We start from the raw sequence: 24,524 nt of genomic DNA, 5'->3' as shown, positions 1-24,524 counted from the left end.
ACCATGACCACACCTGTACTCGAAGCCCGCGACGTCACCATGCGCTTCGGCGGCCTCACCGCCGTCCGCTCCGTCGACTTCACGGTCAACGCCGGCGAGATCGTCGGCCTCATCGGCCCCAACGGCGCCGGCAAGACCACCTTCTTCAACTGCCTGACCGGCCTCTACGTCCCCACCGAGGGCACCGTCTCCTACAAGGGCACCGTCCTGCCCCCCAAACCCCACCTGGTCACCCAGGCCGGCATCGCCCGGACCTTCCAGAACATCCGCCTGTTCGCCAACATGACGGTCCTGGAAAACGTCCTCGTCGGCCGCCACACCCGGACCAAGGAAGGCCTCTGGTCCGCCCTCCTGCGCGGCCCCGGCTTCAAGAAAGCCGAACGCGAAAGCGAGGAACGCGCCATGGAACTCCTCGAGTTCATCGGCCTCGCCCACAAACGCGACCACCTCGCCCGCAACCTCCCCTACGGCGAACAGCGCAAGCTCGAGATCGCACGCGCCATGGCCTCCGAACCCGGCCTGCTGCTCCTCGACGAGCCCACCGCCGGCATGAACCCCCAGGAGACCCGGGCCACCGAGGAACTCGTCTTCGCCATCCGCGACAAGGGCATCGCCGTCCTCCTCATCGAGCACGACATGCGCTTCGTCTTCAACCTCTCCGACCGCGTCGCCGTCCTCGTCCAGGGCGAAAAGCTCGTCGAAGGCACCTCCGACGTCGTCCAGGCCGACGAACGCGTCATCGCCGCCTACCTCGGCGAACCCTTCGAAGGCGACCCCGGAGAGGCCGAAGCCGCGGAGGTCGAAGCAGCCGAAGCCGCAGCCGGAGCCGACGCACCCAGCACCACCAGCAGCACCAAGGGAGAAGCCAAGTGACCGCACTCCTCGAGGTCGAAGACCTCCGGGTCTCCTACGGCAAGATCGAAGCCGTCAAAGGCATCTCCTTCAGCGTCGACGCCGGCCAGGTCGTCACCCTCATCGGCACCAACGGCGCCGGCAAGACGACCACGCTGCGCACGCTGTCCGGCCTGCTGAAGCCGACGTCCGGTAAGATCATCTTCGACGGCAAGCCGCTCAGCGGAGTCCCCGCCCACAAGATCGTCGCCCTCGGCCTCGCCCACTCCCCCGAAGGCCGGCACATCTTCCCCCGCCTCACCATCGCGGAGAACCTCCAGCTCGGCGCCTTCCTCCGCAAGGACAAGGACGGCATCGAAAAGGACATCCAGCGCGCCTACGACCTCTTCCCCATCCTGGGCGAACGCCGCAAGCAGGCGGCGGGGACCTTGTCGGGTGGTGAGCAGCAGATGCTCGCCATGGGCCGCGCCCTCATGTCCCGGCCCAAGCTCCTCATGCTCGACGAGCCCTCCATGGGCCTCTCCCCGATCATGATGCAGAAGATCATGGCGACGATCTCCGAGCTGAAGTCCCAGGGCACGACCATCCTGCTCGTCGAACAGAACGCCCAGGCCGCGCTCTCCCTCGCCGACCAGGGCCACGTCATGGAGGTCGGCAACGTCGTCCTCTCCGGGACGGGGCAGGACCTGCTGCACGACGAGTCGGTACGCAAGGCCTACCTCGGCGAGGACTGAGACCCGGCCCGCACACCAAGAGGCCCGCTCCCCTGTCGCAGGGGGGCGGGCCTCTCGCTCTGCTCAGCTCTGCTCGATCAGCCCTTGTTGGCCTTCTTCTCCTCGGCGTCCTGGATGACCGCCTCCGCGACCTGCTGCATCGACATCCGCCGGTCCATCGACGTCTTCTGAATCCACCGGAACGCGGCAGGCTCACTCAGCCCGTACTCCGTCTGGAGGATCGACTTCGCCCGGTCCACCAGCTTGCGCGTCTCCAGCCGCAGCGTGAGGTCCGCGACCTCCTTCTCCAGCTCCTTCAACTCCGTGAAGCGCGAGACGGCCATCTCGATCGCCGGCACGACGTCGGTCTTGCTGAACGGCTTCACGAGATACGCCATCGCACCGGCGTCCCGAGCCCGCTCCACCAGATCGCGCTGCGAGAACGCCGTCAGCATCAGCACCGGCGCGATGCTCTCCTCGGCGATCTTCTCGGCCGCGGAGATACCGTCCAGCTTCGGCATCTTCACATCCAGGATCACCAGATCGGGCCGGTGCTCACGGGCCAGCTCCACGGCCTGCTCCCCGTCCCCGGCCTCACCGACGACGGTGTACCCCTCCTCCTCCAGCATCTCTTTGAGATCGAGCCGGATCAGGGCCTCGTCCTCGGCGATGACGACCCGCGTCGTCATCGGAGGCACGTGCGACTTGTCGTCTTCAGGCACGTCAACAGGCTGGGGCGACTCGGGGGCGCTCACGTGGGCTCCTTGGTAGGGGCAGGCCGGTACTGCTCCCAAGAGCGTACCTAGCTGAAGCCGGTACGGGTCACCGGGTACACTCCGATCAGTGCTGTCGCCGGGTTGGCGGAACAGGCAGACGCTGATGTCTCAAACACATCTGTCCGAGAGGACGTGCGGGTTCGAGTCCCGCACCCGGCACTGCAAGTAAGCGGAGGATCACGTTCGCGTGGTTCTCCGCTTTTTGCTGCACACAGTCACGACCAGCGGCGCAAAGTTACCCCATGGAGCAGCACAGCCCTTCGATTCGAGCTGAAGCCGTCGCACTGATGCGCCAGGGCGTGCCGAACCGCACAGTCGCGGAGCGCCTGAATGTTCCGCGAGGCACAGTCGGCTGGTGGCGTAGCGAAGACCGTAGAGCGCGCGGCGAGACCTACGAGCAACCGACCGACTGCCCCCGGTGCACAGGCCGCGCCTTCGACCAGGTCGCATACGCCTACCTGCTCGGGCTCTACCTCGGCGACGGCCACATCATCTCGAAGCGCAAGCAGCACCACCTGTCCGTCTTCTGCAACGCCATGCAGACCGGCCTGATCTCTGCTGCCGAAGACGCCATGCGCAAGGTGATGCCATTGCCCAGCGTCAAGCAGCGCTACAAGCCCGGCTGTGTCGAGGTGAAGTCCTACACGAAGCACTGGACCTGCATGTTCCCTCAGCACGGCCCCGGCAAGAAGCATGAGCGTCGGATCGCCCTCGAACCCTGGCAGCAGGAAATCGTCGAGGCTCACCCTTGGGAATTCATCCGGGGCCTCATCCACTCCGACGGCTGCCGCGTCACCAACTGGACGACCAGGACGGTCGCCGGCGAGCGCAAGCGCTACGAATACCCCCGGTACTTCTTCACCAACGTCTCCGAGGACATCCGACGGCTCTACACCGACACCCTCGACACACTCGGCATCGAGTGGACCCACTGCACCCGCAACGGCAACCCCTACAACATCTCCATCGCCCGCAAAGCCTCCGTAGCCCTCATGGACGCCCATGTCGGCCCCAAGTACTGACGGCGCCCTACTTCGGGCTGTCGTCCTCGCCGATGTGGTGGACTCGGACCATGTTCGTCGAGCCCGAGACGCCGGGCGGGGAGCCGGCCGTGATGACGACCGTGTCGCCCTTGGCGCAGCGGCCGTAGCGGAGCAGCAGTTCGTCGACTTGGTCGACCATCGCGTCTGTCGAACCGACCTCCGGACCGAGGAAGGTTTCCACACCCCAGGTGAGGCTGAGCTGGGAGCGCGTGGCCTGGTCGGGTGTGAAGGCGAGGAGGGGGATCGGGGAGCGGTAGCGGGAGAGGCGGCGGGCGGTGTCGCCGGATTGGGTGAAGGCGACCAGGAAGCGGGCGCCCAGGAAGTCGCCCATTTCGGCCGCTGCTCGGGCTACCGCGCCGCCTTGGGTGCGGGGTTTGTTGCGTTCGGTCAGGGGCGGGAGGCCCTTGGCGAGGATGTCTTCCTCCGCGGCTTCGACGATGCGGGCCATGGTCCTGACCGTTTCGATGGGGTGCCTGCCGACGCTGGTTTCGCCGGAGAGCATGACGGCGTCCGTTCCGTCGATGACCGCGTTGGCGACGTCGGAGGCTTCGGCTCGGGTCGGCCGGGCGTTGTCGATCATGGAGTCGAGCATTTGCGTGGCGACGATGACCGGTTTGGCGTTGCGTTTCGCCAGTTTGATCGCGCGTTTTTGGACGATGGGGACTTGTTCCAGTGGCATTTCGACGCCGAGGTCTCCGCGGGCGACCATGATGCCGTCGAACGCCGCGACGATGTCGTCGATGTTCTCCACCGCCTGGGGTTTTTCTACCTTGGCGATGACGGGGAGCCGGCGGCCTTCTTCGTCCATGATGCGGTGGACGTCCTGGATGTCGCGGCCGGTGCGGACGAAGGAGAGGGCGATGACGTCGGCGCCGGTGTGCAGGGCCCAGCGGAGGTCGTCCTCGTCCTTCTTGGAGAGGGCGGGGACGGAGACGGCGACGCCGGGGAGGTTGAGGCCCTTGTTGTCGGAGATGACGCCGCCTTCGACGACCGTGGTGCGGACGCGGGGGCCGTCGATCTCGGTGACTTCCAGGCAGACCTTGCCGTCGTCGACGAGGATGCGTTCGCCGGTGGTGACGTCGTCGGCGAGGCCGGCGTAGGTGGTGCCGCAGGTGGTGCGGTCGCCTTCGATGCCTTCTTCGACGGTGATGGTGAAGGTGTCGCCGCGTTCGAGGAGTACGGGGCCTTCGGTGAAGCGGCCGAGGCGGATTTTCGGGCCTTGAAGGTCGGCGAGGACTCCGACGCTGCGGCCGGTCTCGTCGGCGGCTTTTCGTACCCGGTGGTAGCGCTCCTCGTGTTCGGCGTGTCCGCCGTGGCTGAGGTTGAGGCGGGCTACGTCCATTCCGGCGTCGACCAGGGCTTTGATCTGGTCGTACGAGTCGGTGGCGGGTCCCAGTGTGCAGACGATTTTGGCTCGGCGCATGGTCCGAGCCTATGAGTTACCGGCCGGTAGAGAATTGGTCGTGAGTGTCCGCTCAACAGACTTTGCATGAAACGTTATTGACAAGTGTTGAATTGTGCGGCGGGGTGCTCCGATGAGCACCCCGGGGGAATTCGGTCGGGTTTTCGGAAAAGGGGCCGGCTAGAGCTGCGGCGGCACCATGGTGAAGCGGGCGTTGATCTGTGCGTGGACGCGCTGGCGCTGGGGTTCGAGGTCGAGGGGGGCGGCCGGGGCGTTCTCGGCGGCGGCGCCGTAGGCGGCGGAGCGTGCGCGGCCGGGGGCCTGGGGGTAGGCCGGGGGTGCGTTCTCGGCGCCGATGTCGGCGAGTTCGACGAGGGCGGCGAGGGTGGTGCCGAGTGCTTCGGCGTATTCGCGGGCGCGCTGGACGGCTTCGCGTACGGCCTTTTTGCGGGCTTCGCGGTGGGCGGGTGAGTCGGGGCGCAGGGCCCACCAGGGTCCGTCGACGCGGGTGAGTTCGAGGTCGGCGAGGCGGGTGGTGAGTTCGCCGAGGGCGGTGAAGTCGGTGAGTTCGGTGGTGACGTGGACGGTGCCGTGGTAGGTGCGGACGCGTTCGCCGCGGCCGTGTTTGGTGAGTTCGGGGGTGATGGAGAAGGCGCCGGTCTCCAGGCGTTCGACGGCGTCGCCGTAGGACTTGACGAGGTCGAGGACGCCGGCGTTGCGGCGGGTGAGGTCGTCGAGGGCGGAGCGGCGGTCGCGGCCGCGGGCGGCGACGGTGATGCCTATGCGGGCGATCTCGGGGTCGACTTCGAGGCGGGCTTCGCCGCGGACGGCGATGCGGGGGGCGTCGGGTGTGCCGTAGGGGACGGCGGGCTGGGAGGGGTCTGAAGTGGGCGCGGTCATACGCCCCACTCTGTCATGTCTTGCCTGGCCAAAAGGTGTGGAGCCGGTGGGACGAGTCATCAGATCGCAACCTGGGGGGACTGTTGCGCTCGGTCATGTCCGGGTCAGAATCTACGCGCGTTATCTACGCGCGTCGTTCACAGATTCCGCAAGGAGCCAGACATGCCGTTGAACCGCCGGAAGTTCCTGGAGAAGTCCGCCGTGACCGGGGCGGGGGTGGCGCTGGCCGGTGCGGTCGGGGCGCCGGGTGCGCAGGCGGCCGAGGCGGAGCGCGGCACCAAGCGGTACGCGTTCACCGTGCTGGGGACGACGGACCTGCACGGCAACGTCTTCAACTGGGACTACTTCACGGACAAGGAGTTCGACGACAAGGACCACAACGACGTCGGCCTCGCGAAGGTCTCCACCCTCGTCAACCAGATCCGTGAGGAGAAGGGCCGCCGCAACACGCTGCTGATCGACGCGGGCGACACCATCCAGGGCACGCAGCTGTCGTACTACTACGCGAAGGTCGACCCGATCACGGCCGAGGGCGGCCCGGTGCACCCGATGGCGCAGGCCATGAACGCCATGGGCTACGACGCGGCGGCGCTCGGCAACCACGAGTTCAACTACGGCATCCCGGTGCTGCGGAAGTTCGAGCAGCAGTGCCGTTTCCCGCTGCTGGGCGCGAACGCGCTGGACGCGAAGACGCTGCGGCCGGCATTCGCGCCGTACAGCATGCACCGGCTGCGCACGCCGTGCGGGCGGGACGTGAAGGTGGCGGTGCTGGGTCTGACGAACCCGGGCATCGCGATCTGGGACAAGGCGAACGTGCAGGGGAAGATGACGTTCCCGGGTCTGGAGGAGCAGGCGGCGAAGTGGGTGCCGAAGCTGCGGTCGATGGGCGCGGACGTCGTCATCGTGTCGGCGCACAGCGGTTCGTCGGGGACGTCGTCCTACGGTGACCAGCTGCCGTACATCGAGAACGCGGCCGGGCTGGTGGCCGAGCAGGTGCCGGGCATCGACGCGATCCTGGTCGGGCACGCGCACACGGAGATCCCCGAGTACTTCGTCACCAACAAGGAGACCGGCAAGCGGGTCGTGCTGTCGGAGCCGCTGAAGTGGGGTCAGCGGCTGACGCTCTTCGACTTCGAGCTGGTGTGGGCCAAGGGCCGCTGGACGGTCGAGAAGGTGGGCGCGAAGGTCCTCAACTCCAACACTGTGGAGGAGGACCCGAAGATCGTCCGGCTGCTGGCGGACGAGCACGAGAAGGTCGTGGCGTACGTCAACCAGGTCATCGGCACGAACGCGGCGGAGATGACGTCGGCCGAGGCGCCGTACAAGGACGTGCCGATCATCGATCTGATCAACCACATCCAGGCGGACACGGTGAAGCAGGCGCTGGCGGGTACGGAGCATGCCGCGCTGCCGGTGCTGTCGCAGGCGGCGTGTTTCTCGCGGTCCGCCCGGATCCCGGCGGGCGAGGTGACGATCCGGGACGTGGCGGGTCTGTACGTCTTCGAGAACACGCTGGAGGCGCGTCTGATGACGGGGGCGCAGATGAAGGCGTATCTGGAGTTCTCGGCGAACTATTTCGTGCGGACGGCGCCGGACGCCCCGGTGGATCCGGCGAAGCTGACGAACGCGAACGGCACGCCGGACTACAACTATGACGTGGTGAGCGGTCTGTCGTACGAGATCGACATCGCGAAGCCGGCCGGTTCGCGGGTGACGGACGTGCGGTTCGAGGGGCAGCCGCTCGCGGACGACGCGACGTTCGTGTTCGCGGTGAACAACTACCGGGCCAACGGCGGCGGCAACTTCCCGCATGTCGCCGCCGCCCCGGTGCTGTGGTCGAACTCGGAGGAGATCCGCAACACCATGATCGCCTGGGTGAAGGCGAAGGGGTCCATCGATCCGGCCGCCTTCGCGGCGGTGGACTGGAAGCTGACGCGGAACGGCACGCCCGTGTTCTGAGCCGGGTGCTTCGTCACCTTCGGTCGTCGACGAGCGGCGTCAGTGCCGGTGCCTCTCGGGGCGGCGGGACCTGCTGCCGCTGTGTGAGGCCGAAGGTGGTGAAGGCGGTGCGGCGCGGAAGGGCGTAGGCCTCCTTGCCCGTCAGGGAGTTGAGGATGATCGCGCTGCGCCAGGCGGCGAGGCCAAGGTCCGGGGTGCCGACGCCGTGTGTGTGGGTCTCGGCGTTCTGGACGTACACCGTGCCGGTGACGGACGGGTCGAGGACGAGGCGGTACTCCTCGTCGATGCGTGGCCGCTCCCGGCTGTCGCGGCGCATGTAGGGGTCGAGGCCGGCGAGGATGCGGTCGAGGGGGCGTTCGCGGTAGCCGGTGGCGAGGACGACGGCGTCGGTGGTGAGGCGGGAGCGGCTGTCCTGCCGGCCGTGTTCCAGGTGCAGTTCGACCTTGGTCGTCGCGACGCGGCCGGCGGTGCGGACGCGGACGCCGGGGGTGAGGACGGCGTCGGGCCAGCCGCCGTGCAGGCTGCGGCGGTACAGCTCGTCGTGGATGGCGGCCATGGTGGCGGCGTCGATGCCCTGGTGCAGCTGCCACTGCCCGGCGACGAGCCGGTCGCGGGCGGGTTCGGGCAGGGCGTGGAAGTAGCGGGTGTGGTCGGGGGTGAAGTGCTCCAGGCCGAGCTTGGAGTACTCCATGGGCGCGAAGGCCTCGGTGCGGCCCAGCCAGTGGAGCTTCTCGCGTCCGGCGGGCCTGCCCCGCAGCAGGTCGAGGAAGATCTCGGCGCCGGTCTGTCCGATGCCCACGACGGTGACATGATCGGCGGCGAGGAGGGCGGCGCGGTGGTCGAGGTAGTCGGCGGCGTGCACGACGGGCACGCCGGGGGCCTCGACGAGGGGCTTGAGGGGGTCGGGGACGTAGGGTTCGGTGCCGATGCCGAGGACGACGTTGTGCGTGTAGGTGCGGCCGAGGGCTTCGGCTTCTCCGTCGGTGTCGAGCTGGGTGAAGTCGACCTCGAAGACGTCGCGTTCGGGGTTCCAGCGGACGGCGTCGACCTGGTGGCCGAAGTGCAGGCCCGGGAGGTTGTCGCAGACCCAGCGGCAGTAGGCGTCGTACTCGGCGCGCTGGATGTGGAAGCGCTCGGCGAAGTAGAAGGGGAACAGCCGCTCGCGGGACCTGAGGTAGTTGAGGAAGGTCCAGGGGCTGGTGGGGTCGGCGAGGCTCACCAGGTCGGCGAGGAACGGCACCTGGATGGTCGCGCCCTCGATGAGCAGGCCGGAGTGCCAGCCGAAGGCGGGGCGCTGTTCGTAGAAGGCGGTGTCGAGTTCGCCGAGCGGGTGGGCGAGCGCGGCGAGGGACAGGTTGAACGGGCCGATGCCGATGCCGACCAGGTCGCGGGGGGCGTCGGGGCCGAGGGTCTGTGGGTTCATCGGGGGGTGTGTCCTTCCACGAGTGTCGCTTGCCGTGCTGCCACGAGGTGCAGCAGCGCGGCCAGGTCGGCGGGCCCGGTGGCGGGGTTGAGGAGGGTGGCCTTGAGCCAGAGCCGGCCGTCGAGGCGGGCCCGGCCGAGGACGGCGCGGCCGTCGGTGAGGAGCGCGCGGCGTACGACGGCCACGGTGTCGTCGGTGGCGCCGGCGGGCCGGAACAGGACGGTGCTGATGGCGGGCCGGGCGTGCAGTTCGAAGCCGGGGTGCTCGTCGACGAGGGCGGCGAACTCACGGGCCCGGGCGCAGACCTGGTCGACGAGTGTGGCGAGGCCGCTGCGGCCGAGGGTCTTGAGGGTGACGGCGAGTTTGAGGACGTCGGGGCGGCGGGTGGTGCGCAGGGACCGGCCGAGCAGGTCCGGCAGGCCGGCTTCGGTGTCGTCGGCGGCGTTGAGGTAGTCGGCGCGGTGCCGCAGCGCGGTGAGGTCGCGGGGGTCCTTGACGGCCAGGAGGCCGGCGGCGACCGGCTGCCAGCCGAGTTTGTGCAGGTCGAGGGTGACGGTGTCGGCGGCCTCGAGGCCGGTGAGCTTGCCGCGGTGGCGGTCGCTGAAGAGGAGGCCTCCGCCGTAGGCGGCGTCGATGTGCAGCCGGGCGCCGTGGGCCGCGCAGTGGGCGGCGATCTCGGGCAGGGGGTCGATGAGTCCGGCGTCGGTGGTGCCGGCGGTGGCGGCGACGAGCAGGGGGCCGGGCAGGCGGGAGAGGGCTTCGTCGAGTGCGGCGGGGTAGAGCGTGCCGGCCGGGGCGGGCAGGACGACGGGGTCGGGCAGTCCGAGCAGCCAGGCGGCCCGGGCCAGTGAGTGATGGGCGTTCGTCCCGCACACGAGCCGCACGGAGCCGCCGTACGCCTCCCGTGCGAGGAGGAGGGCGAGCTGGTTGGACTCGGTGCCGCCGGTGGTGATCAGGGAGTCGGGGGCCGCGCCCGGGTCTTGACCGGGCCCGTAGATCTCCCTGGCCAGTGCCCCCGCGACCAGCAGTTCCAGTTCCGATGCCGCCGGGGCCTGGTCCCAGGAGTCGAGGGAGGGGTTGAGGGCGGAGGCGGCGAGGTCGGCCGCTGTGGCGATGGCCAGGGGCGGGCAGTGGAGGTGGGCGGCGCACAGGGGGTGGGCCGGGTCGGCGGCGCCTTCGGCGAACGCGTGGACCAGGGTGCGCGGGGCGTGCGGTTCGCCGTGGTCGGGGAGCACCTCCCCCACCGCCTCCCGCATCCGTGCCGCGACCGCCTCCGGCCCGCCCGCCGGCAGCGGTCCGCCGCGTGCCCGGGTGCCCTCGTCCAGGGCTTGGAGCACGGTGTCGAGCAACGGCCGCAGGGCGCGCGGGCCTTCGGGGCCTGAGGCGAGGGGTGGCGTGCTCATGGGCGTTCCTCCGTGGGGCGGGGGCGACGCGCCCGGAAAGCCCAACGACCGGACCCGGATGGAGGTACCTCCGTACGGGAAAACCGGACGGAGGTACCTCCCTACGGGAAAGCCGGACGAGAGGTACCTCCCTACGGGAAAGCCTGTGGAGGGTTGCGGTCCCTCTCAGCCCTTGAAGTCGTCCACGTGGTCCTCGGCCCAGTCCGCGAAGGGACGGGCCGGCCGGCCGGTGATCTCCCCTACCGTGCCGGTGATTTCCGGCGGTGTGCCGACCGTCGCGGCGAAGCTGTCCATCAGGGCGCGCAGCATGTGCGGCGGGACGTGCGGGAACAGTTCGGGGCCTGCCTCGTCGGGCGGGATCTCGGTGAAGCGCAGCTCGCGGCCGAGGGCCCGGCCGATCGCCGCGACCTGCTCGGCGTTGGTGATCGCCTCGGGCCCGGTGAGGCGGTGGGCCGCGCCCTCGTGGCCGTCGTCGAGGAGGGCGCGTTCGGCGGCGGCGGCGATGTCGTCCTCGTGGATGGGGGCGGTCCGTCCGTCGGCGAAGACGCCCCGGACGGTGTCGCCGGTGCGGATCTGCTGGGCCCACTGGAAGGCGTTGGCGGCGAACGCGTTGGGGCGCAGGAAGGTCCACGCCAGGTCGCTGTCGCGGATCTGCTGCTCGGCGGTGGCGTGCATGACGTGGATGGGGTGGTTCTCGTCGGCGCCCGAGCCGATGATCCCGGAGGACAGCAGGACCACGTGACGCACTCCGGCGGCACGGGCGGCGGCCAGGAGGTCGGGGGTGCGGTCGCCGCCCGCCTGGACGTACAGGAACAGTTTGGTCGCGCCCTCGAACTGGGCGGCCGGCTCGTCGAGGCTGAGCCGTATCGCCTCGGCGCCCGCGGGCAGGCGGGCACGCTCTGGGTCGCGAGTGAGCGCCCGCACGGGGTGTCCGGCGGCGACGAGGCGTTCGACCAGGGCGCGGCCGACGTTTCCGGTGGGACCGGTCACTGCGATCATGAAGGGCTCCTCGGGGCTTGATCGTGCTAGTCCGCCCGAGGGTATGAAGGGCGGCCGGCCCGCCGCATCGTCGAAAGGGACCAGCCGGCCCGCCCGTGCCCTACGTCTGTCGTCCTAGGCCTCATTGCCCTGGCGGACCCGCAACGCCCGTGCCAGGTCGTCGAGTTGGTCGACGAGCTTGCGGCGCAGCGCCGGGATCGGCTCGGCCTGACGCAGGCACTCCTCGCCGAGGCGGAGGTTCTCGGGGTCGACGGCGTCGGCGGGGAAGGCCCAGCGGCCGGCGGCTTCTGCGATGGCGGGGCCGCGGCGGTCGGCGAGGGCGACCGCGTCGGTGTAGTAGCGCGGCACGTACACGCGGACCAGGTCGGCCTGTTCGGGCTGCCAGAAGCCCTGGGCGGTGGCGGTGAACAGGTAGTTGGACAGGTCGTCGGAGCCGAACATGGACTCCCAGGCGCGGGCCTTGGCGTCCGGGTCGGGCAGGGCGGCCCGGCAGCGGGTGGCGCCTTCCAGGCCGGTGGCGCTCGGGTCGCGTTCCAGTTCTGCGGCGATGACGGCCTCGTCGGTGGCGCCGAGGACGGCGAGCCGGCCCAGGACGCGCCAGCGCAGCTCGGGGTCGAGCTCCGGGCCGCCGGGCACGGTGCCGTCGGCGAGCCAGGCGGCGATGGTGTCCGGGTGGGCGGTGACGTCGATGCGGTGGCGTACGGCGATCAGGCGCAGGCCGGGGTTGTCGCCGTCCTCGGTGCGGCGGATGAGGTCGCGGCACAGCTCGGAGAGCATGGCGAGCGCGGCGGGCCGCTCCTCGGGCATGACGTAGCGGTCGGTGATGTACGTGGACGCGAAGGCGAGCACGCCCTGGACGATCGCGAGGTCGGTCTCCAGCGGGAGGTGGGCGCGGGCGGTCTCCAGGTAGGCGGCGGGCGCCAGTTCGCCGTCGCGGACGGCGTCGCGCAGGGCGTTCCAGACGACCGCGCGGGTGAGCGGTTCCGGCAGGCCGGCCAGGTCCTTGCGGATGGTCTCGAAGGACTCGGGGTCGAAGCGGACCTTGGCGTAGCTGAGGTCGCCGTCGTTGAGGACGAGCAGCGCGGGGCGCTTGCCGATGGGGTGGGCGTCGGTCTGCGGGAGGTCCAGGTGGAGGCGTTCGCGCAGGACGAGCTGCCTGCCGTCGTCGCCGAGGTCCCGGTCGTACAGGCCGGCGGCGATGCGGTGCGGGCGGCTGCCGGTGCGGTCGACGGTGAGGGCGCAGGTGCCGTTCTCGCCGGGGGTGATGCTCGGGGTGAGGGTGTCGACGCCGGTGGTGCGCAGCCAGGCGTCGGCCCAGGCGTGGACGTCGCGTTCGGTGGCGCCGGCGAGGGAGTCGATGAAGTCGGCGAGGGTGGCGTTGCCGAACTTGTGGCGGGCGAAGTGGGTGTTGATGCCGGCCAGGAAGTCCTTCTCGCCGAGCCAGGTGACCAGCTGCCGCAGTGCGCTGGCGCCCTTGGCGTAGGAGATGCCGTCGAAGTTGAGCAGCGCGGAGGCGGTGTCGTCGACGGCCTCGGGGGCGACGGGGTGGGTGGAGGGGCGCTGGTCGGCGTCGTAGCCCCAGGACTTGCGGGCGACGCCGAAGTCGGTCCAGGTGTCCGTGAAGCGCGTGGCCTCGGTGAGGGTCTGGTAGCCCATGTACTCGGCGAAGGACTCGTTCAGCCAGATGTCGTCCCACCACTTGAGGGTGACGAGGTCGCCGAACCACATGTGGGCCATCTCGTGGGCGATGACCATGGCGCGGGTCTGCCGCTCGGTGTCGGTGACGGCGGAGCGGTAGACGAACTCGTCGCGGAAGGTGACCAGTCCGGGGTTCTCCATGGCGCCCGCGTTGAACTCGGGGACGAAGGCCTGGTCGTAGGAGTCGAAGGGGTACGGCTCGTCGAACTTCTCGTGGTAGCGGTCGAAGCAGGCGCGCGTGACGTCGAGGAGTTCGTCGGCGTCGGTGTCCAGGTAGGGGGCCAGTGAGCGGCGGCAGTGCAGGCCGAAGGGCAGGCCGCGGTGCTCGGTGCGCACGGAGTGCCAGGGGCCGGCGGCGACGGCGACGAGGTACGTGGAGATCAGCGGCGTGGCGGCGGCCTGCCAGAGGCCGTCACCGGTGTGCTCGGTGATGCCGTTGGCGAGGACGGTCCAGTCCTGCGGGGCCCGCACCGACAGCTCGAAGACGGCCTTGAGGTCGGGCTGGTCGAAGGCGGCGAAGACGCGCTGGACGTCCTCCATGAACAGCTGGGTGTAGACGTAGGTCTCGCCGTCGGTGGGGTCGGTGAAGCGGTGCATGCCTTCGCCGGTGCGGGAATAGCGCATGCGCGCGTGCACGCGCAGTTCGTGTTCGCCGGCGGTGAGGTTCTTCAGGGGCAGCCGGTTGCCGTCGAGGGTTTCCGGGTCCAGGGGCTGTCCGTCGAGGGTGACGGAGCGCAGCTCGGCGGGCTTGATCTCGACGAAGGTGTCGCCGTCCGCGCGGACGGAGAACCTGATCAGAGTGCGGGAGTCGAACGTCTCGTCCCCGGTGGTCAGGTCGAGTTCGATCGTGTAGCGGTGGACGTCGAGGAGCCCTGCTCGGGTCTGCGCTTCGTCGCGCGTCAGTACGGACATGCAGGACATGCTGCCTGATGGCACCGGCATGGCACAGAGGCGGATCGGTATGCGACCGATGTCCGGTCTAGGTGTGGTCCTTTTCGAGCTCCCCGGCGTGCGCCCCCGAGGGCCGCTGGGGCGGCACGCGCACGTCGGGGTGGGGCAGGGCGGGCCGTTGGGGGTGTGCGGCGGTCTCGGTGTGCGCCAGGGCGGGCCGCTCGGGGCGTGCGGCGGTCTCGGTGTGCTCCCGGAGCTGGGCGCGCAGCCGGCGCACCTCCTGTTCCAGGGCGAGGTGGTGCTGGTGGGCGTCGTAGAGGTAGCGGACCTTGGTGCGCAGGGCCCAGGGGTCCACGGGTTTCATGACCAGGTCGGCGACGCCGAGGCCGAAGGCGGCGGTGGTCAGTTCCTGGTCGGGGCCGAAGCCGGTGAGCAGGATGACCGGGATGTGCTGGGTCTGTTCCACACGCCGCATGTAGCGCACCACCTCCAGTCCGCTGACACCGGGCATGCGCACGTCGAGCAGGAGCAGGCCGACCTGGCCGCGCAGCACCTCCTTGAGCGCCTCGTCGCCGCTGGTCGCCCGGCCGAGCCGGTAGCCCAGCGGGGCCAGGGCGCTCTCCAGCGCGTACAGCGTGTCCTCATGATCGTCGACGATGAGGATCCTGGTATCCGACGGCATGGCCCGACGCCCCTCCCTCGTGGAGGATCCAGAGTAAGTCCGGGACACTGACGCGCAGTACTGGTCGGCTGACATGCTGTGCACAGCGCAGCATGCCCCCCGCGGGGCGCCGTGTCACTCCCCCGGGGGTGGCCGTGAGAGGTCAGTCGCGGCCGGGGGCCGATCCGTTGAGCGCCTCGTCCGCGATGCGCTCGTGGTGGCGGATGACTTCCGCGACGATGAAGTTCAGGAACTTCTCCGCGAAGGCCGGGTCCAGTTTGGCGTTCTCGGCGAGCGAGCGCAGCCGGGCGATCTGGCGGGCCTCACGGGCCGGGTCGGCGGGCGGCAGCTGGTGCCGGGCCTTGAGGTGGCCGACCTGCTGGGTGCACTTGAAGCGCTCGGCGAGCATGTGGACGACGGCCGCGTCGATGTTGTCGATGCTGTCGCGCAGGCGGGCGAGTTCCGTAACGACGGCAGGGTCGACGTCACCGGTACCGGTGTTGCTGGTGGTCATGGCAGGTCAGCCTAAGGGGCGCACGCCCGGCGGCCGCGGGCCGTCTCACGACTCGGTGACTCGGTGCCGCTCAGCCGCTCGGGGAGGCGCCGCCCAGCCGCTTGTGGAAGCAGACGTCCTCGTGTCCGCCGGGCACGCCCTCGATGCGCGCCCGTTCCCGGAAGCCGAGCCGCGGGTAGAAACCGGGCGCCTGGAAGCTGTACGTGGAGACGACCATGTCCGTGCAGCCGCGCCGGACGGCCTCTTCCTCCGCGGCGCGCATCAGCCGGCCACCCCATCCGGCGTGCCGCTGGTCCGCGCGCACCCAGAGCAGGTCCACGGAGCACAGGCTGCCCCAGGTCCAGGCGGTGAGCCCGCCGATCAGGTCGCCGGCCTCGTCGGTGACGCGCACGGAGAGCGGCTCGCTCGGGGCGCCATCGGCGGCGGCGGTGTTGAAGGCGGTCAGCTCCTCGTCGAGCCGCTTCTCGAGTGCGTCGTCCTGGCCGCCCACCTGGAGCGAGGCGGCGACGGAGTGCTGTTCACCGGTCACGGCCCGGATTCTGCCGGAGGCCCGGGTCGGCGACGACCGGTTTTCGCGGCGGCGGGGCGGCCTGGCGGCCCTCACACTTTCGTACAGTGGAAGCGGGTTCATGGCGTCTTGGGGGTGACGCGTGGCGAACGACGGGCCGGTCGAGCACGGCTACCCGCATCTGGAGACGGTGCGGGCCGCCATCACGGCGCTGTACAAGCGGCTGTCGTACGACACGATCCAGACGTTCGCGACGAGTGTCCTCCCCGCCGACGTGGCGTTCTGCGACACCGACGACCTGTATCTGGGGGCGCAGCGGGTGGCGCACGAGCTGGTGCGGCACTACCGGTTGCCGGACGCCCGGCTGATCGTGAGCTTCCGGGAGATGCGGCACGCGGCGAACGTCGAGCTGGCGGCCGGGCCGGAGTACTTCGTGGAGCTGAACGACCGCTTCCGCACGCATCGGCGGGACATCGGGGCGGCGCTGGCGCACGAGGTGATGCATGTGTACCTGCACCGCCTCGACCTGTCCTTTCCCGGCGTCCGGGACAACGAGATCCTGACGGACACGGCGACGACGTACCTGGGCGCGGGCTGGCTGCTGCTGGACGCGTACCGGGAGGACCGGGCCTCGTCCCAGAAGCTGGGGTACCTCACGCCGGAGGAGTTCGGGTACGTGCTGGCCAAACGCGCGCTGCTCTTCGGGGAGGACCCGTCGGTGTGGTTCACCAGTCCGCAGGCGTATACGGCGTACGTGAAAGGGCGGGAGCTGGCCCGACGCGATGAGCAGCAGCCGCCGTTGACCGCGGCCGGGTGGGCGGGGCGACGGCGGTACGCGCACGACCGGCGGCATGCGCAGGCCGGGCCGCCGCAGGCGGGCATGCGGTACTCGTTCACGCCGGACGGGGGCGGGCGGCTGCGGGTGTCGTTTCCCTGCCCGACCTGTCATCAGCGGATCAGGGTGCCGGTGCGGGGGCGCGTCCGGGCGCGGTGTGCGTTGTGCCGGAGTGTGTTGGAGTGCGACACGTAGGTGTGCGCGCCGGGGCGGGGGAGAAGGATCGCTCGCCGGTCTTCCTACACCCCGTACACGCGCCCCGGCTCGCCCGCCTCCGCCAGGAGTTTCCGCGCCGCCTCCCCGGCCTCCGCCGGAGCCCACCGCCCGCCCTTGTCCACGCCCGGGCCCGGGCGCCAGCCCTCCATCACCGTGATCCGGCCGCCCTCGGTCTCGAAGACCCGGCCCGTGACCCCGGCGCTCGCGGCCGAGCCGAGCCAGACGACCAGGGGCGAGACGTTCTCCGGGGCCATCGTGTCGAAGCCCGAGCCGGGCGCCGCCATGGTGTCGGGGAAGGTCCGCTCCGTCATACGGGTCCGGGCGGCGGGGGCGATCGCGTTGACCTGGACGCCGTAGCGGCGCAGTTCGGCCGCCGCGACCAGGGTCAGGGCGACGATCCCGGCCTTGGCGGCGCTGTAGTTGCCCTGGCCGACCGAGCCCAGCAGGCCCGCGCCGCTGCTGGTGTTGACGATCCGCGCCTCGGGCGGGCGGCCTGCCTTGGCCTCGGACCGCCAGTGCGCGGCGGCGTGCCGCAAGGTGAGGAAGTGGCCCTTGAGGTGGACGCGTACGACGGCGTCGAAGTCGTCCTCGTCGAGGTTGACCAGCATCCGGTCGCGCAGGAAGCCCGCGTTGTTGACGAGCGTGTCGAGCCGGCCGTACGTCTCCAGGGCCGTCCGGACGAGGGAGGCGGCGCCCTCGGTCGTGGCGATGTCGCCGCCGTGCGGCACCGCCTCGCCGCCCGCCGCGCGGATCTCCTCGGCGACGCGGGCGGCGGGACCGTCGGGTTCGGGTGTGCCGTCGAGGCCCACCCCGAGGTCGTTGACGACCACCAGCGCCCCTTCGGCCGCGAACGCCAGCGCGTGAGCGCGGCCGAGCCCGCGGCCCGCGCCGGTGACGGCGACGACCCGCCCCTCACAGATTCCGCTCATCCGGGCTCTCCTTCCGGCTCTCCTTGTCGACAGCGGGCGTGCGGCCGGCGTTCGCCGCGTCCAGGAACGCCGGCCGTTCCCCTCCTCCGTGCACGAGCAGGCTGGCTCCGCTGATGTACGCGGCGGCGTCGGACGCCAGGAACACCGCCGCCGCGCCCACGTCGGACGGCTCGGCGAGGCGGCCGAGCGGGACGGTGCGGGCGACGGCGGCGACGCCGTCCTGGTCGCCGTAGTGGAGGTGGGAGAGTTCGGTGCGGACCATGCCGACGACGAGGGTGTTGACCCGGATGTCGGGCGCCCACTCCACGGCCATCGAGCGGGCGAGGCTCTCCAGGCCCGCCTTGGCGGCGCCGTAGGCGGCGGTGCCCGGGGAGGGGCGGCCTCCGCTGACGCTGCCGATCATGACGATGGAGCCTCTGGCCCGCCGCAGATGCTCGTACGCGGCGAGGGACACGGTCAGCGGAGCCACGAGGTTCAGCTCCACCACGCGCGCGTGCCGGGCGGCGTCGGCGTCGGTGAGCGGGCGGTGAGGGCTGCCGCCGGCGTTGTTGACGAGGATGTCCAGCCGGGGCAGCTCGCCGCACAGGCGCCGGACGTCCTCGGCATCCCGGACGTCCAGCGGCCTGAACTCCGTCCCGGGCACCGGGACTTCCGGCGGGCGGCGGGCGCAGACCACGACTTCGGCGCCGGCCCGTACGAAGGCACGCGCGATGCCGGCACCGACGCCCCGGGTCCCGCCCGTGACGACGGCGACCTTCCCGTCCAGCTCCATTCGCTGCTACCTTTCCACCTAACAAACGTTTGGTGGAAAGGTAGCTGATGCGGCCATGGGTGTCTCCACCTCGTGCGGGGAAAAGGGCATAGCCGTCGTCACGGTCGACTTCCCGCCGGTGAACGCCCTGCCGGTGGCCGGCTGGTTCGCCCTGGCCGACGCGGTGCGCGCGGCCGGGCGCGACCCGGAGGTGCGGTGCGTGGTGCTGACGGCCGAGGGGCGCGGGTTCAACGCGGGCGTGGACATCAAGGAGATCCAGAAGGACGGGAACAGTGCGCTGATCGACGCCAACCACGCCTGCGCGGAGGCCTTCGCCGCGGTGTACGACTGCGCGGTGCCGGTCGTGGCGGCGGTGCACGGCTTCTGCCTGGGCGGCGGAATCGGGCTGGTGGGCAACGCGGACGCGATCGTGGCGAGCGAGGACGCCGTCTTCGGGCTGCCCGAGCTGGACCGGGGCGCCCTGGGCGCGGCCACCCATCTGGCCCGGCTGGTCCCGCAGCACCTGATGCGCGCCCTGTACTACACCTCGCGCACGGCGACCGCGGCCGAACTGCACGCGCACGGCTCGGTGTGGCGAGTCGTGCCGCGCGTGGAACTGCGAGCCGCCGCACTGACTCTGGCCCGTGAGATCGCGACCAAGGACGGGCAGCTGCTGCGCCTGGCCAAAGCCGCCATCAACGGCATCGATCCGGTCGACGTGCGCCGCAGCTACCGCTTCGAGCAGGGCTTCACCTTCGAGGCGGGGCTCAGCGGGGTCGGCGACCGAGTGCGGGCCGGCTTCGGGAGTTCCGGGAAGGAGGGCGCGTAGGTGAGTGACAAGACGATGACGGCCGACGAGGCCGTGTCCCGCCTGTCCAGCGGCATGACCCTCGGCATCGGAGGCTGGGGCTCCCGCCGCAAGCCGATGGCCCTGGTGAGAGCACTGCTCAGGTCGGAGATCACCGATCTCACCGTCGTTTCGTACGGCGGCCCGGACGTCGGCATGCTGGCCGCCGCCGGGCGGATCCGGAAGCTGGTCACGGCCTTCGTCACCCTCGACTCGATCCCCCTGGAGCCGCATTACCGCGCGGCCCGCGAGCGGGGCGCCTTCCCACTGACGGAGATCGACGAGGCGATGTTCATGTGGGGCCTGCGCGCGGCGGCGCACCGGCTGCCGTTCCTGCCTGTGCGGGCCGGCCTCGGCTCGGACATGATGCGGGTCAACCCCGGCCTGCGGACGGTCACTTCGCCGTACGAGGACGGGGAGACGTTCGTGGCGATGCCCGCCCTGCGCCTCGACGCGGCCCTGGTACACGTGAACCGCGCCGACCGGCTGGGCAACGGGCAGTACCTGGGCCCGGACCCGTACTTCGACGACCTGTTCTGCGAGGCGGCGGACACGGCGTACGTCAGCTGCGAACGGATCGTCGACACGGCCGAGCTGACGAAGGCGGCACCGCCGCAGACCCTGCTGGTCAAGCGGCACACGGTGACAGGCGTCGTGGGGGCGCAGGGCGGGGCGCACTTCACGTCGTGCGCGCCCGACTACGGCCGGGACGAGGCGTTCCAGAAGACGTACGCGACGACGCCCTGGCCTCAGTTCGCGGCCCGTTTCCTCACCGGGGACGAGCAGGCGTACCGGTCGGCCGTCGAGGAGGGGACATGACGGGTGCGACCCGCGCGGAGTACTGCGTGATCGCGTGCGCCGAGGCCTGGCGGGGCGCAGGTGAGGTGCTCGCGAGCCCCATGGGGCTGATCCCCTCCGTCGGTGCCCGGCTAGCCCGGCTCACCTTCGCGCCGGATCTGCTGCTGACCGACGGTGAGGCGCTGCTGGTCCGCCCGGACGGGACGACGGAGGGCTGGCTGCCGTACCGGCAGCATCTGGCCCTGGTCACGGGCGGCCGGCGGCACGTGATGATGGGCGCGAGCCAGATCGACCGGTTCGGCAACCAGAACATCTCGTGCATCGGCGACTGGGAGCGGCCGCGGCGGCAGCTGCTCGGGGTGCGCGGCGCACCGGTCAACACCCTCAACCATCCGACCAGTTACTGGATCCCGCGGCACTCCCGGCGGGTCTTCGTCGAGCGGGTCGACATGGTCTGCGGAGTCGGGTACGACCATGCGGCCGGGGCCCCTCACCACCGCATCCCGCGGGTCGTCTCCGACCTGGGTGTCTTCGACTTCGCCACCCCCGACCGCTCGATGCGGCTGGCCTCGCTGCACCCGGGTGTCACGGTGGAGCAGGTCAGGGAGGCGACGGGCTTCGAGCTGTCCGTCCCCGGCGAGGTGCCGCCGACCCGTGAGCCGACCGCCGAGGAGCTCCGGCTGATCCGCGAGGTCGTCGACCCGGCCGGCACGCGCACCAGGGAGGTCGCCGCGTGATGGAGACGGCGCTGACCCGGCTGACCGGGGTCCGCCACCCCCTTGTGCAGACCGGGATGGGCTGGGTGGCGGGGCCGCGTCTGGTCTCCGCCACGGCGAACGCGGGCGCTCTGGGCATCCTGGCCTCCGCGACGATGACGCTCGACCGGTTGCGCGCGGCCGTCCGGGAGGTCCGGGCCCGTACCGACGCGCCGTTCGGGGTGAACCTGCGCGCCGACGCGGCGGACGCCGGGGACCGGGTGCGGATCCTGATCGAGGAGGGCGTCCGGGTCGCCTCCTTCGCCCTGGCCCCGTCCCGGGAGCTGATCGGCGAGCTCAAGGAGGCCGGTGTGGTCGTCATGCCGACGGTGGGGGCGCGGCGGCACGCGGAGAAGGTCGCGGCGTGGGGCGCGGACGCGGTGCTCGTGCAGGGCGCGGAGGGCGGCGGGCACACCGGCGAGGTGGCCACGACGGTGCTGTTGCCGCAGGTCGTCGATGCCGTGGACCTACCGGTCGTGGCGGCGGGCGGGTTCTTCGACGGGCGGGGACTGGTCGCGGCGCTGGCCTACGGGGCGGCGGGCGTCGCCATGGGCACGCGGTTCCTGCTCACCTCGGACTCGACGGTGCCGGAGGCGGTGAAGGCGCGGTATCTGGCGGCGACGGTGCGGGATGTGACGGTCACCAGGGCGGTGGACGGGCTTCCGCACCGCATGCTGCGCACGGACCTCGTGGAAGCGCTGGAGCACTCGGGCCGCGTGCGGGCTCTGTTCCACGCGACGCGCAGGGCGTCCCGCTTCCGGAGGCTGACCGGCCTCACCTGGCGTCGCATGGTCCGCGACGGCCTCGCCCTCCGGCATGGCAAGGACCTGACCTGGAGCCAGGTCCTGCTCGCGGCGAACACGCCGATGCTGCTCAAGGCGTCCATGGTGGACGGGCGTACGGATCTGGGGGTGATGGCGTCCGGGCAGGTCGCCGGGGTGATCGACGACCTGCCCTCGTGCGCGGAGCTGGTGGAGCGGATCATGCAGGAGGCCGAGGACACCCGCCGGCGTCTCACAGCCTCTCGATGATCGTCACATTGGCCTGTCCGCCGCCCTCGCACATGGTCTGCAGGCCGAACCGGCCGCCGGTGCGCTCCAGTTCGTGCAGCAGGGTCGTCATCAGCTTCACGCCGGTCGCGCCGAGCGGATGGCCGAGGGCGATGGCACCGCCGTTGACGTTGACCTTCTCCGGGTCCGCGCCGGTCTCCTGCAGCCAGGCCAGGACGACCGGGGCGAAGGCCTCGTTGATCTCGACGAGGTCGATGTCGTCGATGGTCATGCCGGTCTTCTTCAGGGCGTGGGCGGTGGCGGAGATCGGGGCGGTGAGCATGCGGATCGGGTCCTCGCCGCGCACCGAGAGGTGGTGCACGCGTGCGCGGGGGGTGAGCCCGTGGTCGCGCACGGCCCGCTCGGAGGCCAGCAGCATCGCCGCCGCCCCGTCGGAGACCTGCGAGGAGCAGGCGGCGGTGATGGTGCCGCCGTCGATGACCGGTTTGAGCCCGGCCATCTTCTCCAGCGAGGTGTCCCGGCGCGGGCCCTCGTCAGTGGTGATGTCCCCGTAGGGCACGGTCTCGCGGTCGAAGCGGCCTTCGTCGATGGCCCGCACGGCCCGCTGGTGGGACCGCAGGGCGAACTCCTCCTGGTCCTGCCTGCTGATCCCCCACTTCGCGACGATCATCTCGGCGCCCGCGAACTGGTTGACGGGCTTGTCCCCGTACCGCGCCCGCCAGCCCGCGCTGCCCGCGAACGGCCCCTGGGTGAGCCCGAGCGGCTCGGCGGCCTGCCGGGTGGCGTAGGCGATGGGGATCATCGACATGTTCTGCACCCCGCCGGCGACCACCAGGTCCTGGGTGCCGGACAGCACGGCCTGCGCCGCGAAGTGCACGGCCTGCTGCGAGGAACCGCACTGCCGGTCGACGGTCACGCCCGGCACCTCCTCGGGCAGCCCGGCCGCCAGCCAGCAGGTCCGCGCGATGTCCCCGGCCTGCGGCCCCACGGCGTCCAGACAGCCGAGGACGACGTCCTCCACGGCGGCCGGGTCGACGCCCGAGCGGGTCATCAGCTCTTTCAGCGCATGCGCGCCGAGGTCGGCCGGATGGACCGCGCTCAGCCCTCCCCCGCGCTGCCCGACGGGCGTGCGGACCGCTTCGACGATGTAGGCCTCGGCCATGGCAACTCCCTCAGAGGTAAGGGCTATTCGCGTACGGCGATCCCGTCCAGCACCATCGACAGGTACTGCCGGGCGATCTCGTCCGGGCTGTGCTGGCCGTCCGGCCGGTACCAGGACGCGGCCACCCACACCGTGTCGCGCACGAACCGGTAGGTGAGCCGGACGTCGAGGTCGGCCCGGAAGGCCCGCTCGGCGACGCCGCGCTCCAGGGTGGACAGCCACGCCTTCTCGAATCTGCGCTGCGACTCGGCGAGGAACGCGAACCGCTCCTGCGCCACGAGCTGCTTGCTCTCCTTCTGGTAGATCGCGACGGCCGCGCGATGCCGGTCGATCTCCCGGAACGACTCGGTGACCAGGGCCTCGAGCGTCTCACGGGGGCCGAGTCCGGCGCCCAGGACGGTGTCGTAGCCGTCCCAGAGCTCGTCGAGGAAGGTGCGCAGGATCTCCTCCAGCATCGACTCCTTGGAGTCGAAGTGGTAGTAGAGGCTGCCCGCGAGCATTCCCGCGTGGTCCGCGATCTTGCGGACGGTGGTGGCGTTGTAGCCCTGTTCGGCGAAGACCTCGGCGGCGGTGCCGAGGAGTTCGCTGCGGCGGTCCGGGGCGGCGGGGGGCTCGGCTGTCACCTGGGGCTTCTTCTTGGTCGGCACGCTGTCCATTGTCCTAGGGATGCTGGCTGCTGACGGAGACGACCTCGCCCGTCATGTACGAGGAGTAGTCCGACGCCAGGAACACGATCACGTTGGCCACCTCCCAGGGTTCGGCGCAGCGCCCGAAGGCCTCGCGGGCCGTCAGTTCCTCCAGCAGGCCGGGGCTCGTCACCTTCGCGAGGTGGGGATGCAGGGCGAGGCTCGGCGACACCGCGTTGACCCGCACCCCGTACGCGGCGGCCTCCATGGCGGCGCACCGGGTCAGCGCCATCACACCCGCTTTCGCGGCCGCGTAGTGCGCCTGTCCGGCCTGGGCGCGCCAGCCGACGACGGAGGCGTTGTTGACGATCACGCCGCCGGTGTCCCGCATCCGGCGCAGGGCGGCCCGGGTGCACCTGAAGGTGCCGTTCAAGGTCACGTCGAGGACCTTCGACCACTGCTCGTCGGTCATGTCGACGAGCGGCGCGGTCCCGCCGAGGCCCGCGTTGTTGACGACCACGTCGAGCCGGCCGTGCTCCTGGACGGCGGTGTCGAACAGCGCCCGCACCTGCGCCTCGTCGGTGACGTCGCACACGGCGGACGCCACCGCGCCCTCGAACTCCCGGGACAGCTCTGCCTCGTGCTCCTGCAGCCGGCGCGGATGCGCGTCGCTGATCAGCACACGGGCGCCTTCCTCCAGGAAGCGGCGGGCGGTCGCCCCGCCGATCCCCGCGCCCGCCGCCGCGGTGACGACGGCCGTGCGCCCGTCGAGCAGCCCGTGTCCGGGAACCCTCGCCGGCGCCTCGACGTTTGCCATGGCAGCACGCTAACCTACCAAACACTTGTTAGGGAA

24 protein-coding genes and 1 tRNA gene are annotated in these 24,524 nt (G+C 70.9%); 10 read left to right on the top strand and 15 right to left on the bottom strand.

The window, feature by feature from the left end:
* Positions 1 to 3: 3 nt before the first annotated feature.
* Together ACIBL4_RS15200 and ACIBL4_RS15195 are read left to right on the top strand one after the other, a co-directional pair.
* Positions 4 to 873 carry an ABC transporter ATP-binding protein gene (locus ACIBL4_RS15200; protein ID WP_399410043.1) on the top strand — a complete coding sequence of 290 codons (870 nt, stop codon included), beginning with the start codon at positions 4 to 6 and terminating at the stop codon, positions 871 to 873.
* Complete coding sequence (locus tag ACIBL4_RS15195; protein WP_399410041.1) at positions 870 to 1,586, top strand: ABC transporter ATP-binding protein; 717 nt, start codon at positions 870 to 872, stop codon at positions 1,584 to 1,586. The genes ACIBL4_RS15200 and ACIBL4_RS15195 overlap by 4 nt, the downstream gene beginning before the upstream one ends.
* 77 nt (positions 1,587 to 1,663) lie before the next feature.
* Here ACIBL4_RS15195 and ACIBL4_RS15190 read toward each other — a convergent pair whose 3' ends face one another.
* The gene (locus ACIBL4_RS15190) at positions 1,664 to 2,320 is read right to left on the bottom strand and encodes a response regulator (protein WP_356923082.1); all 657 of its coding nucleotides are present in this window, start codon (positions 2,318 to 2,320) and stop codon (positions 1,664 to 1,666) included.
* A gap of 96 nt (positions 2,321 to 2,416) precedes the next feature.
* On the opposite strand from ACIBL4_RS15190, the gene ACIBL4_RS15185 reads away from it, so the two are divergent.
* Positions 2,417 to 2,500, top strand: a tRNA-Leu gene (locus tag ACIBL4_RS15185).
* Positions 2,501 to 2,583: 83 nt separating this feature from the next.
* Positions 2,584 to 3,363 (top strand): helix-turn-helix domain-containing protein, encoded by a 780-nt coding sequence (locus ACIBL4_RS15180; protein WP_399410039.1) that lies wholly within the window; start codon positions 2,584 to 2,586, stop codon positions 3,361 to 3,363.
* A gap of 7 nt (positions 3,364 to 3,370) precedes the next feature.
* On the opposite strand, the gene pyk is transcribed toward ACIBL4_RS15180, so the two are convergent.
* Both pyk and ACIBL4_RS15170 read right to left on the bottom strand, forming a co-directional pair.
* The gene (pyk, locus tag ACIBL4_RS15175) at positions 3,371 to 4,807 is read right to left on the bottom strand and encodes a pyruvate kinase (RefSeq protein ID WP_399410037.1); all 1,437 of its coding nucleotides are present in this window, start codon (positions 4,805 to 4,807) and stop codon (positions 3,371 to 3,373) included.
* A gap of 159 nt (positions 4,808 to 4,966) precedes the next feature.
* A complete protein-coding gene (locus tag ACIBL4_RS15170) occupies positions 4,967 to 5,686 on the bottom strand; it encodes an SIMPL domain-containing protein (protein ID WP_399410035.1) in 720 nt (239 codons plus the stop codon).
* Positions 5,687 to 5,848: 162 nt separating this feature from the next.
* On the opposite strand from ACIBL4_RS15170, the gene ACIBL4_RS15165 reads away from it, so the two are divergent.
* Entirely contained in the window at positions 5,849 to 7,645 is a 1,797-nt protein-coding gene (locus ACIBL4_RS15165) for a bifunctional metallophosphatase/5'-nucleotidase (RefSeq protein ID WP_399410033.1), read from the top strand.
* A gap of 13 nt (positions 7,646 to 7,658) precedes the next feature.
* Here ACIBL4_RS15165 and ACIBL4_RS15160 read toward each other — a convergent pair whose 3' ends face one another.
* From ACIBL4_RS15160 to ACIBL4_RS15130, 7 genes are all read right to left on the bottom strand, one after another.
* Positions 7,659 to 9,068: a lysine N(6)-hydroxylase/L-ornithine N(5)-oxygenase family protein gene (locus tag ACIBL4_RS15160; protein WP_399410031.1), complete on the bottom strand. Its 1,410-nt coding sequence runs from the start codon at positions 9,066 to 9,068 to the stop codon at positions 7,659 to 7,661.
* A complete protein-coding gene (locus ACIBL4_RS15155; protein WP_399410029.1) occupies positions 9,065 to 10,471 on the bottom strand; it encodes a pyridoxal phosphate-dependent decarboxylase family protein in 1,407 nt (468 codons plus the stop codon). Before ACIBL4_RS15155 ends, ACIBL4_RS15160 begins: the two co-directional genes overlap by 4 nt.
* 165 nt (positions 10,472 to 10,636) lie before the next feature.
* Positions 10,637 to 11,470: an NAD(P)H-binding protein gene (locus ACIBL4_RS15150; RefSeq protein ID WP_399410027.1), complete on the bottom strand. Its 834-nt coding sequence runs from the start codon at positions 11,468 to 11,470 to the stop codon at positions 10,637 to 10,639.
* Positions 11,471 to 11,584: 114 nt separating this feature from the next.
* Entirely contained in the window at positions 11,585 to 14,080 is a 2,496-nt protein-coding gene (gene pepN / locus ACIBL4_RS15145) for an aminopeptidase N (RefSeq protein WP_399410025.1), read from the bottom strand.
* Positions 14,081 to 14,147: 67 nt separating this feature from the next.
* Positions 14,148 to 14,741, bottom strand: a complete 594-nt coding sequence (locus ACIBL4_RS15140) for a response regulator (RefSeq protein ID WP_399410023.1) — start codon at positions 14,739 to 14,741, stop codon at positions 14,148 to 14,150.
* 142 nt (positions 14,742 to 14,883) lie between these two features.
* Positions 14,884 to 15,234 (bottom strand): chorismate mutase, encoded by a 351-nt coding sequence (locus tag ACIBL4_RS15135; RefSeq protein ID WP_399410021.1) that lies wholly within the window; start codon positions 15,232 to 15,234, stop codon positions 14,884 to 14,886.
* A gap of 70 nt (positions 15,235 to 15,304) precedes the next feature.
* A complete protein-coding gene (locus tag ACIBL4_RS15130) occupies positions 15,305 to 15,763 on the bottom strand; it encodes a GNAT family N-acetyltransferase (RefSeq protein ID WP_399410019.1) in 459 nt (152 codons plus the stop codon).
* Positions 15,764 to 15,884: 121 nt separating this feature from the next.
* Here ACIBL4_RS15130 and ACIBL4_RS15125 point away from each other — a divergent pair, with 121 nt between their 5' ends.
* Positions 15,885 to 16,772: a hypothetical protein gene (locus tag ACIBL4_RS15125; protein ID WP_399410017.1), complete on the top strand. Its 888-nt coding sequence runs from the start codon at positions 15,885 to 15,887 to the stop codon at positions 16,770 to 16,772.
* A gap of 44 nt (positions 16,773 to 16,816) precedes the next feature.
* On the opposite strand, the gene ACIBL4_RS15120 is transcribed toward ACIBL4_RS15125, so the two are convergent.
* Both ACIBL4_RS15120 and ACIBL4_RS15115 read right to left on the bottom strand, forming a co-directional pair.
* On the bottom strand, positions 16,817 to 17,722 hold the full coding sequence (locus tag ACIBL4_RS15120) for an SDR family oxidoreductase (protein ID WP_399410015.1): 906 nt from the start codon (positions 17,720 to 17,722) through the stop codon (positions 16,817 to 16,819).
* Positions 17,706 to 18,494, bottom strand: coding sequence for an SDR family oxidoreductase (locus ACIBL4_RS15115; protein WP_399410013.1), 789 nt, complete (start codon positions 18,492 to 18,494; stop codon positions 17,706 to 17,708). Before ACIBL4_RS15115 ends, ACIBL4_RS15120 begins: the two co-directional genes overlap by 17 nt.
* A 55-nt stretch (positions 18,495 to 18,549) precedes the next feature.
* On the opposite strand from ACIBL4_RS15115, the gene ACIBL4_RS15110 reads away from it, so the two are divergent.
* From ACIBL4_RS15110 to ACIBL4_RS15095, 4 genes are read left to right on the top strand one after another with little or no spacing between them, the layout of a single operon-like run.
* Positions 18,550 to 19,302: an enoyl-CoA hydratase family protein gene (locus ACIBL4_RS15110; RefSeq protein WP_399410010.1), complete on the top strand. Its 753-nt coding sequence runs from the start codon at positions 18,550 to 18,552 to the stop codon at positions 19,300 to 19,302.
* Positions 19,303 to 20,139 carry a CoA transferase subunit A gene (locus tag ACIBL4_RS15105; protein ID WP_399410008.1) on the top strand — a complete coding sequence of 279 codons (837 nt, stop codon included), beginning with the start codon at positions 19,303 to 19,305 and terminating at the stop codon, positions 20,137 to 20,139.
* The gene (locus ACIBL4_RS15100; RefSeq protein WP_399410006.1) at positions 20,136 to 20,855 is read left to right on the top strand and encodes a CoA-transferase subunit beta; all 720 of its coding nucleotides are present in this window, start codon (positions 20,136 to 20,138) and stop codon (positions 20,853 to 20,855) included. The genes ACIBL4_RS15105 and ACIBL4_RS15100 overlap by 4 nt, the downstream gene beginning before the upstream one ends.
* Positions 20,855 to 21,904 carry an NAD(P)H-dependent flavin oxidoreductase gene (locus tag ACIBL4_RS15095; RefSeq protein WP_399410004.1) on the top strand — a complete coding sequence of 350 codons (1,050 nt, stop codon included), beginning with the start codon at positions 20,855 to 20,857 and terminating at the stop codon, positions 21,902 to 21,904. The genes ACIBL4_RS15100 and ACIBL4_RS15095 overlap by 1 nt, the downstream gene beginning before the upstream one ends.
* On the opposite strand, the gene ACIBL4_RS15090 is transcribed toward ACIBL4_RS15095, so the two are convergent.
* The 3 genes from ACIBL4_RS15090 to ACIBL4_RS15080 are packed head-to-tail and all read right to left on the bottom strand — an operon-like array spanning position 21,888 to position 24,488.
* Positions 21,888 to 23,045: an acetyl-CoA C-acetyltransferase gene (locus ACIBL4_RS15090; protein WP_399410002.1), complete on the bottom strand. Its 1,158-nt coding sequence runs from the start codon at positions 23,043 to 23,045 to the stop codon at positions 21,888 to 21,890. The two genes, ACIBL4_RS15095 and ACIBL4_RS15090, sit on opposite strands and share 17 nt — an antisense overlap.
* A gap of 23 nt (positions 23,046 to 23,068) precedes the next feature.
* Positions 23,069 to 23,692, bottom strand: a complete 624-nt coding sequence (locus tag ACIBL4_RS15085) for a TetR/AcrR family transcriptional regulator (protein WP_399410000.1) — start codon at positions 23,690 to 23,692, stop codon at positions 23,069 to 23,071.
* A 13-nt stretch (positions 23,693 to 23,705) separates the two neighbouring features.
* Positions 23,706 to 24,488: an SDR family oxidoreductase gene (locus ACIBL4_RS15080; RefSeq protein WP_399409998.1), complete on the bottom strand. Its 783-nt coding sequence runs from the start codon at positions 24,486 to 24,488 to the stop codon at positions 23,706 to 23,708.
* Positions 24,489 to 24,524: the final 36 nt, after the last annotated feature.

The organism is Streptomyces sp. NPDC050416 (assembly GCF_044458845.1).
In the GTDB taxonomy this organism is placed as follows: Bacteria; Actinomycetota; Actinomycetes; order Streptomycetales; family Streptomycetaceae; genus Streptomyces.
Note: the sequence above shows the minus strand (reverse complement) of the source record. Positions and strands in the feature narration are given on the sequence as shown.

Excerpts from the sequence above, each read along its gene's own strand:
- ACIBL4_RS15150 (WP_399410027.1), bottom strand. The coding sequence starts at position 11,470 with ATGATCGCAGTGACCGGTCCCACCGGAAACGTCGGCCGCGCCCTGGTC.
- ACIBL4_RS15090 (WP_399410002.1), bottom strand. The coding sequence starts at position 23,045 with ATGGCCGAGGCCTACATCGTCGAAGCGGTCCGCACGCCCGTCGGGCAG.
- ACIBL4_RS15095 (WP_399410004.1), top strand. The coding sequence starts at position 20,855 with ATGGAGACGGCGCTGACCCGGCTGACCGGGGTCCGCCACCCCCTTGTG.
- pepN (WP_399410025.1), bottom strand. The coding sequence starts at position 14,080 with ATGTCCGTACTGACGCGCGACGAAGCGCAGACCCGAGCAGGGCTCCTC.
- ACIBL4_RS15110 (WP_399410010.1), top strand. The coding sequence starts at position 18,550 with ATGGGTGTCTCCACCTCGTGCGGGGAAAAGGGCATAGCCGTCGTCACG.
- ACIBL4_RS15135 (WP_399410021.1), bottom strand. The coding sequence starts at position 15,234 with ATGACCACCAGCAACACCGGTACCGGTGACGTCGACCCTGCCGTCGTT.
- pyk (WP_399410037.1), bottom strand. The coding sequence starts at position 4,807 with ATGCGCCGAGCCAAAATCGTCTGCACACTGGGACCCGCCACCGACTCG.
- ACIBL4_RS15160 (WP_399410031.1), bottom strand. The coding sequence starts at position 9,068 with ATGAACCCACAGACCCTCGGCCCCGACGCCCCCCGCGACCTGGTCGGC.
- ACIBL4_RS15155 (WP_399410029.1), bottom strand. The coding sequence starts at position 10,471 with ATGAGCACGCCACCCCTCGCCTCAGGCCCCGAAGGCCCGCGCGCCCTG.
- ACIBL4_RS15080 (WP_399409998.1), bottom strand. The coding sequence starts at position 24,488 with ATGGCAAACGTCGAGGCGCCGGCGAGGGTTCCCGGACACGGGCTGCTC.
- ACIBL4_RS15165 (WP_399410033.1), top strand. The coding sequence starts at position 5,849 with ATGCCGTTGAACCGCCGGAAGTTCCTGGAGAAGTCCGCCGTGACCGGG.
- ACIBL4_RS15180 (WP_399410039.1), top strand. The coding sequence starts at position 2,584 with ATGGAGCAGCACAGCCCTTCGATTCGAGCTGAAGCCGTCGCACTGATG.
- ACIBL4_RS15115 (WP_399410013.1), bottom strand. The coding sequence starts at position 18,494 with ATGGAGCTGGACGGGAAGGTCGCCGTCGTCACGGGCGGGACCCGGGGC.
- ACIBL4_RS15120 (WP_399410015.1), bottom strand. The coding sequence starts at position 17,722 with ATGAGCGGAATCTGTGAGGGGCGGGTCGTCGCCGTCACCGGCGCGGGC.
- ACIBL4_RS15100 (WP_399410006.1), top strand. The coding sequence starts at position 20,136 with ATGACGGGTGCGACCCGCGCGGAGTACTGCGTGATCGCGTGCGCCGAG.
- ACIBL4_RS15170 (WP_399410035.1), bottom strand. The coding sequence starts at position 5,686 with ATGACCGCGCCCACTTCAGACCCCTCCCAGCCCGCCGTCCCCTACGGC.
- ACIBL4_RS15140 (WP_399410023.1), bottom strand. The coding sequence starts at position 14,741 with ATGCCGTCGGATACCAGGATCCTCATCGTCGACGATCATGAGGACACG.
- ACIBL4_RS15200 (WP_399410043.1), top strand. The coding sequence starts at position 4 with ATGACCACACCTGTACTCGAAGCCCGCGACGTCACCATGCGCTTCGGC.